Source organism: Microbacterium sp. (assembly GCF_041909575.1).
Classification (GTDB): Bacteria; Actinomycetota; Actinomycetes; order Actinomycetales; family Microbacteriaceae; genus Microbacterium.
Genome location: NZ_JAYRDE010000069.1, coordinates 1 through 16450, shown reverse-complemented (window position 1 = coordinate 16450; position 16450 = coordinate 1). Strand labels below are relative to the sequence as shown.

16 protein-coding genes and 2 rRNA genes are annotated in these 16450 nt (G+C 71.0%); 9 read left to right on the top strand and 9 right to left on the bottom strand.

The annotated features are described in order from the left end of the window. Positions 1-336: 336 nt before the first annotated feature. Positions 337-1806 (top strand): DEAD/DEAH box helicase, encoded by a 1470-nt coding sequence (locus ACE3O1_RS10520; protein WP_374314986.1) that lies wholly within the window; start codon positions 337-339, stop codon positions 1804-1806. A 109-nt stretch (positions 1807-1915) separates the two neighbouring features. Next, positions 1916-2344: an SHOCT domain-containing protein gene (locus ACE3O1_RS10515; RefSeq protein ID WP_374314985.1), complete on the top strand. Its 429-nt coding sequence runs from the start codon at positions 1916-1918 to the stop codon at positions 2342-2344. A 33-nt stretch (positions 2345-2377) separates the two neighbouring features. Here the strand turns inward: ACE3O1_RS10515 and ACE3O1_RS10510 are convergent, their stop codons facing one another. Further along, entirely contained in the window at positions 2378-3241 is an 864-nt protein-coding gene (locus ACE3O1_RS10510) for a PHP domain-containing protein (RefSeq protein ID WP_374314984.1), read from the bottom strand. A 74-nt stretch (positions 3242-3315) separates the two neighbouring features. On the opposite strand from ACE3O1_RS10510, the gene ACE3O1_RS10505 reads away from it, so the two are divergent. From ACE3O1_RS10505 to ACE3O1_RS10495, 3 genes are read left to right on the top strand one after another with little or no spacing between them, the layout of a single operon-like run. Next, positions 3316-4338: an endonuclease/exonuclease/phosphatase family protein gene (locus ACE3O1_RS10505; protein ID WP_374314983.1), complete on the top strand. Its 1023-nt coding sequence runs from the start codon at positions 3316-3318 to the stop codon at positions 4336-4338. Between the two features lie 39 nt (positions 4339-4377). After that, complete coding sequence (locus tag ACE3O1_RS10500) at positions 4378-5802, top strand: aminopeptidase P family protein (RefSeq protein WP_374314982.1); 1425 nt, start codon at positions 4378-4380, stop codon at positions 5800-5802. Then, positions 5799-7598, top strand: coding sequence for a gamma-glutamyltransferase family protein (locus ACE3O1_RS10495; RefSeq protein WP_374314981.1), 1800 nt, complete (start codon positions 5799-5801; stop codon positions 7596-7598). Before ACE3O1_RS10500 ends, ACE3O1_RS10495 begins: the two co-directional genes overlap by 4 nt. Here ACE3O1_RS10495 and ACE3O1_RS10490 read toward each other — a convergent pair. Both ACE3O1_RS10490 and ACE3O1_RS10485 read right to left on the bottom strand, forming a co-directional pair. After that, positions 7580-8269, bottom strand: coding sequence for an alpha/beta family hydrolase (locus tag ACE3O1_RS10490; RefSeq protein WP_374314980.1), 690 nt, complete (start codon positions 8267-8269; stop codon positions 7580-7582). The genes ACE3O1_RS10495 and ACE3O1_RS10490 overlap by 19 nt on opposite strands. A 4-nt stretch (positions 8270-8273) precedes the next feature. Next, positions 8274-8951, bottom strand: a complete 678-nt coding sequence (locus ACE3O1_RS10485) for a general stress protein (RefSeq protein ID WP_374314979.1) — start codon at positions 8949-8951, stop codon at positions 8274-8276. A 40-nt stretch (positions 8952-8991) separates the two neighbouring features. On the opposite strand from ACE3O1_RS10485, the gene ACE3O1_RS10480 reads away from it, so the two are divergent. Genes ACE3O1_RS10480 through ACE3O1_RS10470 form a run of 3 tightly spaced genes read left to right on the top strand, consistent with a single transcriptional unit; the run spans position 8992 to position 11955 of the window. Then, positions 8992-10281, top strand: a complete 1290-nt coding sequence (locus ACE3O1_RS10480; RefSeq protein ID WP_374314978.1) for a magnesium transporter MgtE N-terminal domain-containing protein — start codon at positions 8992-8994, stop codon at positions 10279-10281. Next, on the top strand, positions 10281-10808 hold the full coding sequence (locus tag ACE3O1_RS10475; protein WP_374314976.1) for a DUF1003 domain-containing protein: 528 nt from the start codon (positions 10281-10283) through the stop codon (positions 10806-10808). The genes ACE3O1_RS10480 and ACE3O1_RS10475 overlap by 1 nt, the downstream gene beginning before the upstream one ends. Next, a complete protein-coding gene (locus ACE3O1_RS10470) occupies positions 10801-11955 on the top strand; it encodes an Mrp/NBP35 family ATP-binding protein (protein ID WP_374314975.1) in 1155 nt (384 codons plus the stop codon). Before ACE3O1_RS10475 ends, ACE3O1_RS10470 begins: the two co-directional genes overlap by 8 nt. Positions 11956-11976: 21 nt before the next feature. On the opposite strand, the gene ACE3O1_RS10465 is transcribed toward ACE3O1_RS10470, so the two are convergent. Beyond that, positions 11977-12369, bottom strand: a complete 393-nt coding sequence (locus tag ACE3O1_RS10465; RefSeq protein ID WP_374314974.1) for a Sec-independent protein translocase TatB — start codon at positions 12367-12369, stop codon at positions 11977-11979. Between the two features lie 72 nt (positions 12370-12441). Here ACE3O1_RS10465 and ACE3O1_RS10460 point away from each other — a divergent pair, with 72 nt between their 5' ends. Continuing rightward, positions 12442-13077 (top strand): O-methyltransferase, encoded by a 636-nt coding sequence (locus ACE3O1_RS10460; RefSeq protein ID WP_374314973.1) that lies wholly within the window; start codon positions 12442-12444, stop codon positions 13075-13077. A gap of 86 nt (positions 13078-13163) precedes the next feature. Here ACE3O1_RS10460 and ACE3O1_RS10455 read toward each other — a convergent pair whose 3' ends face one another. The 5 genes from ACE3O1_RS10455 to ACE3O1_RS10435 form a co-directional block, all read right to left on the bottom strand. Continuing rightward, positions 13164-13337: a DUF3117 domain-containing protein gene (locus ACE3O1_RS10455; protein ID WP_082569411.1), complete on the bottom strand. Its 174-nt coding sequence runs from the start codon at positions 13335-13337 to the stop codon at positions 13164-13166. A 96-nt stretch (positions 13338-13433) separates the two neighbouring features. Next, positions 13434-14657, bottom strand: coding sequence for a hypothetical protein (locus ACE3O1_RS10450; RefSeq protein WP_374314972.1), 1224 nt, complete (start codon positions 14655-14657; stop codon positions 13434-13436). Beyond that, a complete protein-coding gene (gene dapE, locus ACE3O1_RS10445) occupies positions 14639-15715 on the bottom strand; it encodes a succinyl-diaminopimelate desuccinylase (RefSeq protein ID WP_374314971.1) in 1077 nt (358 codons plus the stop codon). The genes ACE3O1_RS10450 and dapE overlap by 19 nt, the downstream gene beginning before the upstream one ends. A 111-nt stretch (positions 15716-15826) precedes the next feature. Then, positions 15827-15943: ribosomal RNA gene (rrf, locus tag ACE3O1_RS10440) — 5S ribosomal RNA — on the bottom strand. A 114-nt stretch (positions 15944-16057) separates the two neighbouring features. Next, positions 16058-16450 (bottom strand): 23S ribosomal RNA (locus tag ACE3O1_RS10435); the annotation flags it as partial.

The window sequence follows — 16450 nt, the reverse complement described above, 5'->3', positions numbered from 1 at the left end:
GGGAGCGAGCTCCTCGAAGTCGACGCGCGTGGCGTCGCCGAGGTCCTCCCGGGACCGCAGCTGCAGCTTCCGGCGGGGCTCACGACGCTCCCAGAACCACTTCACCACGGGCTACAGCCTAGGGTCGCGGGCTGCCGGGCGCGGCATCCGCCAGGCAGAAATGCCGAGCCGGACGCTCCTCCGGTATCGTGGAGGCGTCCCCGGCGTCGGATCGGGGGCTCCCGCGCCTGTGGCTGAGAGAGGGCGTGGATCTCACCCCCGCCCGCGCGACGACACCGACGGCGCCGCGCCAGGGCTCGGACCAGGCAGCATCTCACTGCCGGACAGGCTCATATCGTGACGACCTTCGCCGAACTCGGCGTGGACCAGGACATCGTCGACGCGCTCTCCGCCAAGGGGATCGTCGACGCATTCCCGATCCAGGAGCAGACCATCCCCCTCGGCCTTCCCGGCCAGGACATCATCGGCCAGGCGAAGACCGGCACCGGCAAGACCTTCGGCTTCGGCATTCCCGTCGTCCAGCGCCTCGGCCTCGACCCGGCACCGGGCGTCAAGGCGCTCATCGTCGTGCCCACGCGCGAGCTCTGCGTGCAGGTGTACGAAGACATGGACATGCTCACGTCCAACCGCTCCACCAGCGTCGTCGCCATCTACGGCGGCAAGGCCTACGAGGGTCAGATCGACCAGCTCAAGGCCGGCGCCCAGATCGTCGTGGGCACCCCCGGGCGCCTCATCGACCTCAACAACCAGCGCCTGCTCGACCTGTCGAACGCGACCGAGGTCGTCCTCGACGAGGCCGACAAGATGCTGGACCTCGGCTTCCTCGCCGACATCGAGAAGATCTTCCAGAAGGTTCCGGCGGTTCGCCACACGCAGCTGTTCTCGGCCACGATGCCGGGACCGATCGTGGCTCTCGCGCGCCGGTTCATGACCAACCCCATCCACATCCGCGCCACCGATCCCGACGAGGGGCTGACGCAGGCCAACATCAAGCACCTGGTGTACCGCGCGCACTCGCTCGACAAGGACGAGGTCATCGCCCGCATCCTGCAGGCGGAGGGTCGCGGCAAGAGCGTCGTGTTCACGCGCACCAAGCGCGCTGCGCAGAAGCTCGTGGACGAGCTCGGCGACCGCGGCTTCAACGCCGCTGCCGTGCACGGCGACATGAGCCAGGAGGCCCGTGAGCGCTCGATGGCCGCGTTCAAGGCCGGCAAGCGCGACGTGCTCATCGCGACCGACGTCGCCGCCCGCGGCATCGACGTCGACGACGTCACCCATGTGATCAACCACACCATTCCCGACGACGAGAAGACCTACCTCCACCGCGCGGGCCGCACCGGGCGCGCAGGGAAGACCGGCATCGCCGTGACCTTCGTCGACTGGGACGACCTGCACAAGTGGGCGCTCATCAACCGGGCGCTCGAGTTCGGCCAGCCCGAGCCCGTCGAGACGTACTCGTCGAGCCCGCACCTCTACTCCGACCTCGACATCCCGGCCGGCACCAAGGGCCGTATCGCCACCGCTCCGAGGACCCAGACGGTGAAGACGACGGATGCCGCACCCCGCGACGGCGCGCCGTCCGATGGCACCCGCCGTCGCCGTCGCCGGTCCGGATCCTCGGGTGGGCCGGGCGAGGGCGGATCGGCCGAGCGCTCCGCCGACCGGGCGGACCGCGGGGCCGACGGCGGCGGGACCCACGACGGCGGAGGCAAGGAGCACCACGACGGCAAGCCGGCGCCCCGGCGTCGCCGTCGCCGTCGTGGCGGCTCGGGCGCACCGGGCGGCGGAGCCCCCGTCAGCGCCTGACCTGCGGCGACATACGGGCGAAATCACGCGAGTCCGCGGCGCGCTGACGCTACCCTGATCGCAGGCGGCGCATGTCGCGCCGGCACCTCGCATCAGAAAGGCACGCATCGTGCGATTCATCGACGCCGTCACCACGAGCTACGAGTACCAGGGCTTCTGGGGCTCCCTCGGAGACATCATCTGGTGGTTCCTGTGGGCATTCGTCTTCGTCGCCTACCTCTTCGCGCTCTTCGCGGTGATCAGCGACCTCTTCCGCGACCATGAGCTCAGCGGCTGGTGGAAGGCCGTGTGGATCATCTTCCTGATCTTCGTGCCCTTCCTCACGCTGCTGGTCTACCTGATCGCCCGCGGCAACGGCATGGCCAAGCGCGGTGCGGCCGAGGCGCGGCAGATCCAGGCGGCGCAGGACGCCTACATCAAGCAGGTCGCGAGCGCCCCGAGCCCGTCCGACGAGATCGCCAAGGCCAAGACCCTCCTCGACGCCGGCACCATCACCCAGGCCGAGTACGACGCCATCAAGGCGAAGGCGCTCGCCTGAGCATCCTCTCTCTCGCGAAGCGCCCCCGCCTGCCTACGGGTAGACGGGGGCGCTTCCCGTTGCGCGGTCGATGATGCGGGCGACCATCTCGTCTGCGGTGGTGTGCTCGCCGGGCTGGTTGGGCTTGCCCAGCCCGTGGTAGTCGCTCGATCCCGTCACGATGAGATCGCGCTCCTCGCACAGGGCCCGGAGCGTGCGGATGCCGGACCCCAGGTTCTCGCGATGACCCAGCTCGAATCCGGCGAGGCCGGCGCGCAGCATCCGCTCCAGGAGCGCCATGGGCAGCACCCCCGCCCGTCCTGCGGGGTGGGCGATGACGGGGACGCCCCCTGCTCCGGCGACCAGCTCGATGGCCGTGACGGGATCGGGCGCGTACAGGGCGACGTAGTAGTCGCCGCGCGGGCTCAGGATGCTGGAGAACGCCTCCGCCCGGTCGCGGACGAGTCCCCGCGCGACGAGGGCGTCGGCGATGTGCGGCCGCCCCACCGTCGCGCCGTCGGAGGTCTGCGCGAGGATGTCGTCCCAGACGAGGTCGTAGTCGCGGGAGATGCGGTCGGCCATGAGGCGCGCCCGGTCCAGCCGCGAGGACCGGATCCGCTCGGTCATCGCCCGGAGCGCTGCGTCGTCGGGATCGACGAGATAGGCGAGCACGTGGACGCTGCGCCATTCGTGACGCGCCGACAGCTCCATGCCCGGCAGGAACGTCATCCCGAGCGATCCCGCGGCCTCGGCCGCCTCGGCCCATCCCGAGGTCGTGTCGTGGTCGGTGAGCGCGGCGGTCCGCAGGCCGTGACGGTGAACGGCCGCCATCACCTGCGCGGGCGACTCGGTGCCGTCGGAGTGGACCGAGTGCAGGTGGAGGTCGCTCGGCCCCTCGAATCGCTGCACTGCCGGCATCCTCCGAGATTAGCGCGGCGACATGCGGTCGCGTGCTGACCGATCTCCCAGACTGCTCGCATAGAGTCGCCGTCGTGCTGCGCCTGCTCGGGATCCTCGCGACCGTGATCTGCGCGATCGCCGCCGCCGTGGTCACGTGGCCCGCCTTCTTCCGGCTGGAGCGCACGTACCCGGTCGCGCAGCTCGTGTCGTTCCGCGGTCTGCTCGCACTCGCGTTCGCGGTCGCCGCGGTCCTCTTCCTGCTGCTCGCCGTCGCACGGCCGATCCGCGGCTTCGCGCTCGCGATCGCCCTGGTCACGGGTATCGCCGCCGTCGCCAACGGCGCGTTCGTCCTGAGCCGCGGCGGAACGGGCACCGATGCCCTGCCTGCCAAGACCGACACGGCGATCCGCGTCATGACCTGGAACACCGCCGGCCCCGCGACGCCGCCGGGCACGATCGCCAAGATCGCCGTCGCCATGGATGCCGACATCGTCGCGCTCCCCGAGACCACCATCGAGACCGGCGAGCAGGTCGCGATCGCGATGCGGGAGCTCGGGCACCGGATGTGGGCCCACCACGCCGAGGATCCGTCGACGGAGTGGGATGCCGGATCGACGACGCTCCTCATCGCTCCGGAGCTCGGCGACTACGCGGTGATCGAGTCGTCGGTGGACGGCATCAGCAACACCTCGACGGTGCCCAGCGCCGTGGCGATGCCGACGAACGGCAACGGCCCCATCGTGGTCGCCGCGCACGCCGTGGCCCCGCGCCAGAGCTATATGCAGGAGTGGCGCGACGACCTGCAGTGGCTGGCCGACCAGTGCGGCACCGCGAACGTGATCATGGCCGGCGACTTCAACGCGACGGTCGACCACATGGCCGACCTCGGCGTCGACGGCGGCGATCTGGGCCTGTGCCGCGACACCGCCGTGGCGACCGGCAACGGCGCGATCGGCACGTGGTCCGCCGCGGTGCCGGCGCTGCTGGGCACTCCGATCGACCACGTGATGACCTCGGCGCACTGGGAGGCGACGGGGTCGCTCGTGCTGCGGTCGATGGACGACTCCGGCTCGGATCACCGGCCGTTCATCGTGCAGCTGGAGCCTGCGGGCTGAACCGGGCGCCGCGCCGGGGTCGCGTGCCAGACTGGAGGCATGAGCACCGCAGGCGACAGCGACACGATCGCGACCACCGACGCCGAGACCCCCGCGTCGACCACCACGAACCGCCGTCAGCCGTATGGCCAGGGCTTCCTCGACACCATCTCCGAAGGCTGGGCCGAGCGCCCCGACACCGCACCCCCAGCCCGTGCGCAGGCCGCCTACACCGCCGCCCGCCGCGACGCCGTGTCGGCGGCGTTCCCCGGCAAGCGCCTCATCCTGCCCGCCGGCGAGCTCAAGCAGCGCAGCAACGACACCGACTACCCGTTCCGCGCGCACTCGGCGTTCGCGCACCTGACCGGGTGGGCCGCGGACGCCGAGCCCGGATCGGTGCTGGTCTTCGAGCCCCGTGACGGCGAGGGCCACGACGTCACGCTGTACTTCCGCGAGCGCGCCGACCGCACGACGGCGGAGTTCTACTCGGACGCCTCGATCGGCGAGTTCTGGATCGGTCCCCGCCCCGCCCTCGGCGGCGTGGCGGCCGACCTCGGCCTCGCGACCGCCCACATCGACGACCTGGAGCGCCGCGACGACGACGTCGTGCTCGACGAGGACGACGACCTCACCCGCTTCGTGTCCGAGCTCCGCCTCATCAAGGACGCCTACGAGATCGGCCAGATGAAGCTCGCCGTCGACGTCACCGCGAGCGGCTTCGACGACATCGTCGGCCGCCTGCCCGACATCGTGGCGCACCCCCGCGGGGAGCGCATCGTGGAGGGCGTGTTCCACCAGCGAGCGCGCAGTGACGGCAACGCGGTCGGCTACGACACGATCGCGGCATCCGGTCCCCACGCCTGCTACCTGCACTGGACGCGCAACGACGGCGCGGTGGTCCCGGGCGACCTCATCCTGGTCGACGCCGGCGCCGAGGTCGACAGCCTCTACACCGCCGACATCACCCGCACCCTGCCCGTGAGCGGCCGGTTCACCGACATCCAGCGCCGCATCTACGAGACGGTGCGCGAGGCGGCCGACGCGGCCTTCGAGGCGGCCCGCCCGGGCGTCAGGTTCCGCGCGGTCCACGAGGCCGCGATGCAGGTCATCGCCACGCGCGTGGCGGAGTGGGGGATGCTCCCGGTGAGCGCTCAGGAGGCGCTCGACGCCGACACCGGCGGACACCACCGCCGCTACATGGTGCACGGCACGAGCCACCACCTCGGCATCGACGTCCACGACTGCGCGCAGGCCCGCCGCGACATGTACTACGACGGCCTGCTCGAAGCCGGCATGGTGTTCACGATCGAGCCGGGACTGTACTTCCAGATCGACGATCTCACCGTTCCCGAGGAGTACCGCGGGATCGGCGTCCGCATCGAGGACGACATCCTCATGACCGCCGACGGCCCCGTCAACCTCTCGGCGGGCATCCCCCGCACCGCCGACGAGGTCGAGGCCTGGATCGCCCGACTCTCGGCGTGACGTTCACTCCCCCGCCCGCGTTCACCACGCGCCCGACGCTGTCGGGCACGTTCGGGATGTCCGCGTCGACGCACTGGCTCGCCACGGCGACCGCGCAGGCCGTGCTCGAACGCGGCGGCAACGCATTCGACGCCTCGGTCGCCGCCGCCTTCGTCCTCCATGTCGTCGAGCCGCACCTCAACGGCCCGGGCGGCGACCTGGTGGGCATCTTCCAGACGGCGGATGCCTCGGCCCCGGCCGTGCTCATGGGTCAGGGGCCGGCCCCGGCGGGGGCGACCATCGAGCACTACCGTGCCGAGGGACTCGACCTCGTTCCGGGTTCCGGTGCGCTCGCGGCCGCCGTCCCCGGCGCGGTCGACGCCTGGCTCCTCCTGCTGCGCGACCACGGCACGTGGGAACTCGCCGAGGTCCTGGCCTACGCGATCGGCTACGCGCGCGACGGGCATCCGCTGACTCCCCAGGCCGCCGCGACGATCGCGCGGGTGGCCGAGCTCTTCCGCGACGAGTGGACGACGTCGGCCGAGCTGTGGATGCCCGGCGGAATGCCACCGCGCCCGGGTGAGGTGGTCCGCAACCCCGCGTACGCCGAGGTGCTCGACGGCCTCGTGCACGCGTCGTGCACGGTCCGGGACGACGGGCCGGTCGGACGAGCCGCCCGCATCGACGCGGCGCGCCGCGAATGGCGGACCGGGCGGGTCGCGCAGGAGGCCGCTGCCTTCGCCGCGAAGCCGCATCGCCACTCCGCCGGCGGGCGCCATGCGGGCGTGATCACCGCCGACGACTTCGCCGCGTTCGAGGCAGGCTACGAGCCGGCGGTCACGCGCGCGTTCCGCGGGCGGACGATCGCCAAGGCCGGCGCGTGGACGCAGGGGCCCGCTCTGCTGCAGGCGCTCGCGCTCCTCGAGCCGTTCGACGACGACCTGCTCGACCCCTCGTCCGAGGCGGGTGCGCACCTGCTCCTGGAGGCGCAGAAGCTCGCGCTGGCCGACCGCGACGCGTGGTTCGGCGACGCCGACGTCGACCTCGGCGCGCTCCTCGACGAGGACTATCTCGCCGAACGGCGCTCGCTGATCGGCGCGGCGGCGTCGGAGGACTTCCGCCCGGGCAGCATCGGCGGGCGCGCCCCGTTCCGGCCGCCGCTGCGCACAGAGTACGCAGGTGTCGAGGCGTCGACCGGCGAGCCGACGGTGGCGCGCACCGGCGAGACACGCGGCGACACGTGCCACCTCGACGTGGTGGACCGCTGGGGCAACATCGTCTCGGCCACGCCGTCGGGCGGGTGGCTGCAGTCGTCGCCGACGATCCCGGGCCTCGGGTTCTGCCTCGGCACGCGACTGCAGATGACGTGGCTCGAGCCGGGGACGCCGTCCTCGCTCGTCCCGGGACGTCGTCCCCGCACGACGCTCACTCCGACGCTGGCGCTGCGCGACGGCACGCCGGAGTTCGCGATCGGCACGCCCGGCGGCGATCAGCAGGATCAGTGGCAGCTGCCGGTGCTGCTGCGCATGATCGTCGGCGGCTACTCCGCGCAGGAGGCCATCGACTCCCCCAGCCTCCACACGACGGCGATGCCCGAGTCCTTCTGGCCGCGCACCTGGACTCCGGCGGGAGCGGTCGTCGAGGACCGTCTGGGCGAGGGGGTCATCGCCGGCCTCGAACGCCGGGGCCACCGGGTCACGCGCGCCGGAGACTGGTCGCTCGGCCGGGTGTCGGCTGTCGGTCGGCGATCGGCCGACGGCGTGCTCTGGGCGGCGGCGAACCCCCGCGGGATGCAGGGCTACGCGGCCGGACGCTGACCCCGCCGGCGCATCCACGCCACGAGGACGGGGGCGATGCCTGCGCCGACCTCGTCGGCCGGACGCTTGCGGCCCTTGATCTCGAACGAGTGCCCGCCGCCGTCGATCCACACGGTCTCGGCATCCTGGCACGACGCGACCGCTCGCTCGAACTGGTCGTGGGGGTCGATGAACGGGTCGTTCGAGCCTTCGATGAAGAGCTGCGGCTGGCGCACGTCGGGCAGGTGCGCGGTGCGCGCCTTCTCGGGGCTGCCCGGCGGATGCAGCGGATACCCGAGGTAGGCCAGGCCGGCCGGCGAGATCGCCGACTCCGCGGCCGCCATCGAGGCCATCCGGCCCCCATAGGACTTCCCGGCGGCCCAGAACGCGAGATCGGGCGCCTGGCGCGTCGCCTCGGCTTCGACCGCCGACCACGTCGCGATCGCATGGGCGGCCGGGCCCGGCATCCGTCGTCCTGCCTCGAGGTAGGGGAAGGTGAACCGCAGCGTCGCGACGCCCTCGGTGAAGAGCGCCCCGACGAAGCCGGAGAGGAACGGATGCCGCATGCCCGCCCCGGCGCCGTGGGCGACGGCGACCAGCGCCCACGCGTCATCCGGTCGTGCGAACGCCGCCGACACCGGGAACTCCCCGGCCGGCAGCGCGACGGGGACCCGGAGATCCTCCTCGTGCACGGTCTCAGCGCTCCCGCGGAGACTGGTCGGTCGCGTCTTCCGTCTCGCGCGCGTCGTCCGCATCGCCCGCTCGGTGGGGCTCGCCGCCGGCGGCGGGACCGTGCTGTGCCTCCACGTCGCGAGCGGGATCCGGGGTCACGCGTTCACCGTAGCGAGGCGGGTCTGCGGCATCCGCAACGGGCGGCGCGCCAGCGGCCGCCGGCTCGGCGACGACCTGCGGACCGAGGATCTGCCGGGCGCGGTGGATGCTCGCCGCCGTGACGGTGACCTCGTAGTGGTCGGCGACGACCTGCATGACGGACGCGTAGTCGCGGCGGCGGCGGACGAACGAGTACGTGATGATGCTCAGCAGCATGCCGATGGCGATGCCGACGAACAGCATCCCCACGAAGGCCTGGATGGGCACGGACGGCGACCCGATCACGAGGATCGCCGAGAAGAGCAAGCCGAGCAGAAGGCCGTTGATGGCGCCCGATCGGGCTGCCGAGGCATAGCCGAGACGGCCGGTGACGCGTTCGACCGAGCGCAGCCCCTGACCCACGATCGCGATGTCGCGCGCGGGGATCTCGCCGGCGATGAGGGAGGAGACGGCCTTCTGCGCCGCCTCGTAGGTCGGGAAGCTCGCGACCTGCTGGCCGACGTCGCCGGAGCCCTGAGGAAAGCGTCCGCCCATCATGGTCATCTCTCCATCCTCCCACGGCCTGCGGACTACGCTGAGAGGTGTGAGCACGCAGAGGGTATTCGTCGCGCGCCTGTCCGGGTGCTTCGTCTTCGACCCTGCCGGCGACCGGCTCGGCAAGGTCCGAGACGTCGTCGTCATCTACCGCAAGGATGATCCCCCGCGCGTCATCGGCCTGGTCGTGGAGATCCCGGGGCGCCGTCACGTGTTCGTGTCGATCGGCCGCGTCACATCCATCGCCACCGGTCAGGTGATCACGACGGGGCTCATCAACGTCCGCCGCTTCCAGCAGCGCGGCGGCGAGGTGCGCGTCATGGCCGAGCTCCTCGGGCGCAAGGTGTACCTCAACGACGGCTCGGGCACCGCAGTGATCGAGGACGTCGCGATCGAGCGGAACCGGCTCGGAGAGTGGGATGTCGGTCAGCTCTTCCTGCGTCGTCCGCGCACGAGCGCCTCACCGTTCGCGAAGGGCCCGACCACGTTCGCCGCCTGGTCCGACGTGCGGGAGCAGCAGAATCCCGGCGAGGCCCAGTCGGCCGAGCAGCTCGTCGCCACCTACTCCGACCTCAAGCCCGCGGACCTCGCCAACACCCTCCTGGACCTCCCCGAGGACCGGCTCATCGAGGTCGCCGAGGAGCTCCCCGACGACCGTCTCGCCGACGCGCTCGAGGAGATGCCCGAAGAGGAGCAGGTGCACATCCTCGAGGCCCTCGGGGATGAGCGCGCCGCCGACATCCTCGATGCCATGGAGCCCGACGACGCGGCCGACCTCTTGGGCCAGCTGCCCGAGGAGCGCTCGGAGGAGCTGCTCGAGCTCATGGAGCCCGAAGAGGCCGAGGACGTGCGCGCCCTGCTGAAGTACGGACCCGACACCGCGGGCGGGCTCATGACGAGCGAGCCGATCGTGCTCTCCGCCGACGCCACGGTCGCCGAGGCGCTGGCGCTGATCCGCCGCCACGAACTTCACCCCGCCCTCGCGGCGGCGGTGTTCGTCACGCTCCCGCCCTACGAGACGCCGACGGGCAGGCTGCTGGGCACCGTGCACTTCCAGCGGATGCTGCGCTATCCGCCGCACGAGAGGCTCGGCGCGATCATCGACGACACGCTGGACCCGATGCCCGCGTCGGCTTCGGCGGCCGAGGTGGCGCGACTCCTCGCCAGCTACAACCTCGTGTCGGTCCCGGTGGTCGACCAGGCCCACCGCCTGGTGGGCGCGGTCAGCATCGACGACGTCCTGGACTACCTGCTGCCCGACGACTGGCGCTCGCACGACGGCGACAGAGATGCGGCATCCGTTCCCACCGGCACCGCATCGATCCCGCGGAGGCGCTGATGGCACGCCAGGCACGCACCCCCGCCCTCGACGCGCCCCGCGGCCGCGGCGGCATGCTGCAGCGCACGCCGCAGCCCTCGCGCGACCGGTTCGGCCGGTTCTCGGAGTCGTTCGCGCGTGCGATGGGCACGTCCGGATTCCTGCTCGGCATGACGATCTTCGTGCTCGTCTGGCTGAGCTGGAACATCTGGATGCCGCCCCAGTACCAGTTCGACCCGGCGGCGACGAACTTCACGCTGCTCACGCTCATCCTGTCGCTGCAGGCCTCCTACGCCGCACCCCTCATCCTGCTCGCTCAGAACCGGCAGGACGACCGCGACCGCGTGCAGATCGAGCAGGACCGGCAGCGCGCCGAGCGCAACCTCGCCGACACCGAATACCTCGCCCGCGAGGTCGTGGCACTGCGCATGGCGGTGAACGACTTCTCCGAGGAGGTCCTGACGCGCGAGATGCTGCGCGCAGAGCTGCGCACACTGCTCGAGAAGCTCGACGGGCAGGGCGCCGAGGTGGCGCAACGCGATGAGTGACGACGCCGCCGACGCTGTCCGGCGCGCCGTCTCGGCCGTCATCGATCCGGAGCTGCGCCGACCGATCGGCGAGCTCGACATGGTGCGTCAGATCGCGGTGCAGGGCGCCGTCGCCCACGTCGGCATCGCGCTGACGATCGTCGGCTGCCCCGCCGCCGACCGGATCTCGTCCGACGTGCGGGCCGCGGCATCCGCCGTTGCCGGCATCGCCGACGTCGCCCTCGAGGTCGGTGTCATGTCACCGCAGGAGCGCCAGGCTCTCACCGAGCGACTCCGCGGTGGGCGGGCGGCACGCGAGATGCCGTTCGGTCCGGGAACCCTGACCCGCGTGATCGCCGTCACGAGCGGCAAGGGCGGCGTCGGCAAGTCCAGCGTGACCGCCAATCTCGCGGTGGCCCTCGCTGCCCGCGGGCTCGCGGTCGGACTCATCGACGCCGACGTGCACGGCTTCTCGATCCCGCCGCTGCTCGGGCTGGTCGCCCCCGACGGCTCGGTGCCGCAGCCGACGCGCATCGACGACCTCATGCTGCCGCCCGTCGCGCACGGGGTGAAGGTCATCTCGATCGGCATGTTCCTGCGCCGCGGGCCGAACGATGCGCCGCTGGGCGCTGTCGCGTGGCGCGGCCCGATGCTGCACCGCACCGTCCAGCAGTTCCTCACCGACGTCTACTTCGGCGACCTCGACGTGCTGCTGCTGGACATGCCGCCCGGCACGGGCGACATGGCGATCTCGGTCGGGCAGCTGCTGCCCAACGCCGACGTGCTCGTGGTCACGACGCCGCAGGCCGCGGCCTCCGACGTCGCCGTCCGCAGCGGGCTCGTCGCCCGCCAGACCGGGCAGCGCGTGATCGGCGTCGTCGAGAACATGGCCGCGATGACGCTTCCCGACGGCTCGTCGTTCGCGCTGTTCGGGGCGGGCGGGGGCGCCGCGGTCGCCGCTGCGCTGACGGATGCCGAGACCTCGGTGCCGCTCCTCGCCTCGGTCCCGCTCAGCCCGACGCTGCGGGCCGACGCGGATGCGGGCGTGCCCGCGGTCGTCGCGCACCCGGAGGATCCGGCATCCGTCGCCATAGGCCGCGTCGCCGCGGCCATCGCGCGCGAGCCCCGCGGGCTCTCGGGCCGCCCGCTCCCGCTGCGTCCGGGGTGAGCCTGGCTGTCGCGGCTGCGGCTACGTGGCCTCGGAGTCGAACGGGGTGGGCCCGTTCTCGGGCCCGCGGAACGGGGAGCGCACGGGCGGGGACGGAGGCGTGCCCGTCGCCGCGATCGCCGCGCCCGCCTGGGCCGCGCGCACCGTCGGCACGGGAGCGTCGTCGAGGAGCGCCTCGCGGATGATGCGGCGCGGGTCGTACTGCCGCGGGTCGAGCGTCTTCCAGTCGACGTCGTCGAAGTCCTCGCCCATCTCCTCGCGGACCCGCGTGCGCGCGGACGAGACCCAGTCACGCGCACGACGCGTGAAGCCCGCAAGAGCCTCCGCGTACCGAGGCAGCCGCTCGGGGCCGACGATGAACGCCGCGATCACCCCGATCAGGAGGAGCTTCTCGATCGTGAGGCCGAAGAACATGAGATCAGGTTACCGCCGCGCCTGAGGAGCGGGCGCACGCCGCCCGCGTAGGCTTTCGCGTGGAGGAATGTGATGGGAGAGCAGAACGCCAATCAGCGGTTCGCCGCGGAGGCGACGATCGAGCCGGAGCACATCGCCCGCGCGCGGGCGCACGCCCTCGAGCTCGGCGCCGCGCCGATCAGCGCACCCGTGGGCGCGCAGTGCGCGGTCATCGCCGCCGTGTCGCAGGCCCTCAACATCGTCGAGATCGGCACGGGGGCGGGCGTCTCCGGCCTCTGGCTGCTGCACGGCTCGCCGCGCGCGACCCTGACGACCATCGACAAGGAGCCCGAGCACCTCGGCGCCGCGCGCCAGGCGTTCGCCGACGCGCGCATCCCGCCTGCGCGGGCGCGCTTCATCACCGGCCGGGCGGCCGAAGTCCTTCCCCGCATGAACGAGGCGTCGTACGACATCGTCCTCGTGGACGCCGACCCCGAGGGCGTCATCGAGTACGTCGAGGACGGACTCCGGCTGGTGCGCGCCGGAGGAACCGTCCTGATCCCCCGCGTCATGGCCGGCGGCGCGGTCGCCGACCCGGTGCGTCGCGACGCGGTGACGACGGCCTACCGCTCGCTCATCCAGGAGACCCAGGCCTCCCCCGCGGTCATCGGAGCTCTCTCGATCGTCGGAGAAGGACTCCTCCAGCTCACGACCGTCCCACAGGACTGACCCGCTTCCCCACTCGGTCGAGACCGGATCGCGGGAACGCGAAACGGCCGGTCTCTCGACCGGCCGCTCAGCGGAACGAATGTGCCTCAGGCGGCTGCGACGACTCCACCCAGAACGTCGTACAGCTCCTTCGCCTCAGCGTCGTTGACGGAGACGACCAGGCGACCGCCACCCTCGAGCGGCACGCGCACGATGATCAGTCGACCCTCCTTCACGGCCTCCATCGGCCCGTCTCCGGTTCTCGGCTTCATGGCTGCCATTGCGGCTCCCTTTCATCGATGATCTGCGAAGACAAGTTTATCGTGAGCAGTGGGACGCGAGGTCCCATCCTGGGGAATACGCCATCCGGCGCGCCGTCAGGGAATCTGCCAGATCGCATTCCCGAGCGCGTACATGTTGTAGATCCACCACCACTGCCCCAGGGTGCACAGCGCGAGCACGCTGACACGCCATGCCGTCGACCGTGGCACCGCGAAGGCTCCCCACAGCGGAGACAGCGGGACGAGCAGCCGGAAGATGCTCGACTGCGGGAAGAACACGAGCAGCAGGTAGATGAGGTAGCTCGCGCTCCACAGGCGCACCTCGACTCCGAGGCGCTTGACCTGCGGCACGAAGAGGAGGATCGCGGCGACACCCGCCACGGATGCGGCGAGCACGAGGTACCCGAGCTCGGCGCTCAGCCCCCAGACGGACCCGAACCAGAAGGCGCTCGCACTCACGAACCCCTCGAGCGGGAAGAACGCCGCGTCCCCGGGGATCCAGTTGCGACGCCAGGCCAGCTCGGTGGCGAGGTAGGCGCCGCTCTCGCCGGTCACCCAGCCGGCCAGCAGCTGCCACGAGAAGCCGACCACCACGGCGAGCAGCCCGAGCGCCACGATGTGCGCCACCTCGCGCCCGGCCAGTGGTTCGCGCCACCTCGTGACGAAGCGCCAGATGCCGAAGAGTCCTAGGAACAGCGCGAACGCGAGCACGCCGGGACGGGTGTAGCCCATCAGCGGAATGAGCAGGTACAGCCAGACGTAACGCCGGCGCACGACGCACCAGAGCGCGAGGAACAACCAGACCAGGAACAGCGACTCGGCGTATCCGACCTGGAAGAGCGCGGCGAGCGGTCCGGCCGCGAAGAACGCCACCGCCCACATCGCGGCCGTGGAGTCGAGCCGCTCCCGCAGGAGATAGTAGAGCGCCACGGATGCCGCATACCCGGCGACGATCGAGACGATGAAGGCGCCGACGACCCATTGACCGAACGGGATGGCCACGACCTTGGCCAGGTATGCATAGACGGGCATGAACGCCCACTGGTTCTCCGCCACCTCGCCGGCATCGGTGCGGGGCAGTTCAGAGGGATACCCCGTCTCGGCGACGATCCAGTACCACCGTGCGTCCCAGCCCAGCACGAGATCTCCGAGGCCCGCGTCGGGACCGAAGCGGGAGTCGAATCCGGAGAGCTGGCCGGCGACGAGCAGGAAGACCGTGGTGACCACGCGGGCGGCGGCGTAGATCAGCGCGACACGCAGCGCGATCGTCGCGAAGCCCGGCGATGCGGGGGCGTCCTGCGTCAGCGACCGCTGAGCCACGCGCGCAGGCCCTGCTCGACCGCATCGATCTGGGCGACGGGAACGCGCTCCTCGTCGTGATGCGCGAGGTGCGGGTCGCCCGGGCCGTAGTTCACGGCGGGTACGCCGAGCGCGCTGAAGCGAGCGACATCCGTCCACCCGTACTTCGGCCGCGGTTCGGCGCCGACCGCTGCGACGAACTCCTGCGCGAGGGGAGCGTCGAGTCCGGGACGCGCACCCACCGCCAGGTCGACGATCTCCACGTCGAAGCCCGAGAACACATCGCGGACATGGCGTTCGGCCTCGGCGGCGTCGCGGCTGGGCGCGAAGCGGTAGTTCACCTCGACCTCGCACAGATCGGGGATCACGTTGCCGGCGATGCCTCCGCCGATGCGGACGGCGTTCAGGCCTTCGCGGTACACCAGCCCCTCGACGGCGATGTCGCGAGGACGATACTCCGCGAGGCGCGACAGGACCGGGGCGGCCTTGTGGATCGCGTTCTCGCCGACCCACGCGCGGGCGGAGTGCGAGCGCACGCCGTGGGTGCGCACGATGACCCGCATGTTGCCGTTGCAGCCGCCCTCCACCTGCCCGTTGGACGGCTCGCCGAGGATGGCGAAGTCGGCCGCGAACAGGTCGAGACGGGAGGCGGCCAGACGCGTGAGGCCGTTGAGGTCGGCATCGACCTCTTCGTGGTCGTACCACATCCAGGTGATGTCGACGCGTGGGTCGGTGAGCTCGGCGGCGAGTTTGAGCTGGACCGCGACGCCCGCCTTCATGTCGACGGTGCCGCGACCCCAGATGTACGGCTCGCCGTCGATCTCGATGTCGCGCGTCGGGACGTTGCCGTTGATGGGCACCGTGTCGATGTGACCGGCGATGGCCGCGCGCTGCGCTCGAGATCCCTGGGTGCGGGCGACGATCGTGTCGCCGTCGCGGTACACGTCGAGGTGCGGAAGGTCTCGCACCGCCTCGTGGATGAGATCCGCGAGACGGGTCTCGTCAGCGGAGACGCTCGGGATGTCGCAGATCGTCCGAGTGAGGTCCGCGGATGTCGCGGTGAGGTCGAGCGCCGGCATCCCTCGAGTCTATCGAGGACGCGCGCCCGCACGCGCCCGTCGCCCTCTGCGGATGTCGGGGGTTAACGCGAAATGGCCACCCTGCGTTGGGTGGCCATTTCGGTAATGGAAGTCCGGCGGTGTCCTACTCTCCCACAGGGTCCCCCCTGCAGTACCATCGGCGCTGAGAGGCTTAGCTTCCGGGTTCGGAATGGGACCGGGCGTTTCCCTCTCGCTATGGCCGCCGAAACACTATTGATGTTTCAGTCTGCACCACACAAAAGTGTTGGTGCGGTTCTCGACCGTACATCGAGAACCACTCAGTGGACGCGGGCATCAGGTCCCCACCCGGGGGTGGGGGTGATTGTCAAGTCATCGGCTTATTAGTACCAGTCAGCTGCACACGTTGCCGTGCTTCCACATCTGGCCTATCAACCCAGTAGTCTGGCTGGGAGCCTCTCACCATAAAGGTATGGAAGTCTCATCTTGAGGCCGGCTTCCCGCTTAGATGCTTTCAGCGGTTATCCATCCCGAACGTAGCTAATCAGCGGTGCTCCTGGCGGAACAACTGACACACCAGAGGTTCGTCCAACCCGGTCCTCTCGTACTAGGGTCAGATCCTCTCAAACTTCCTACGCGCGCAGCGGATAGGGACCGAACTGTCTCACGACGTTCTAAACCCAGCTCGCGTACCGCTTTAATGGGCGAACAGCCCAACCCTTGGGACCTACTCCAGCCCCAGGATGCGACGAGCCG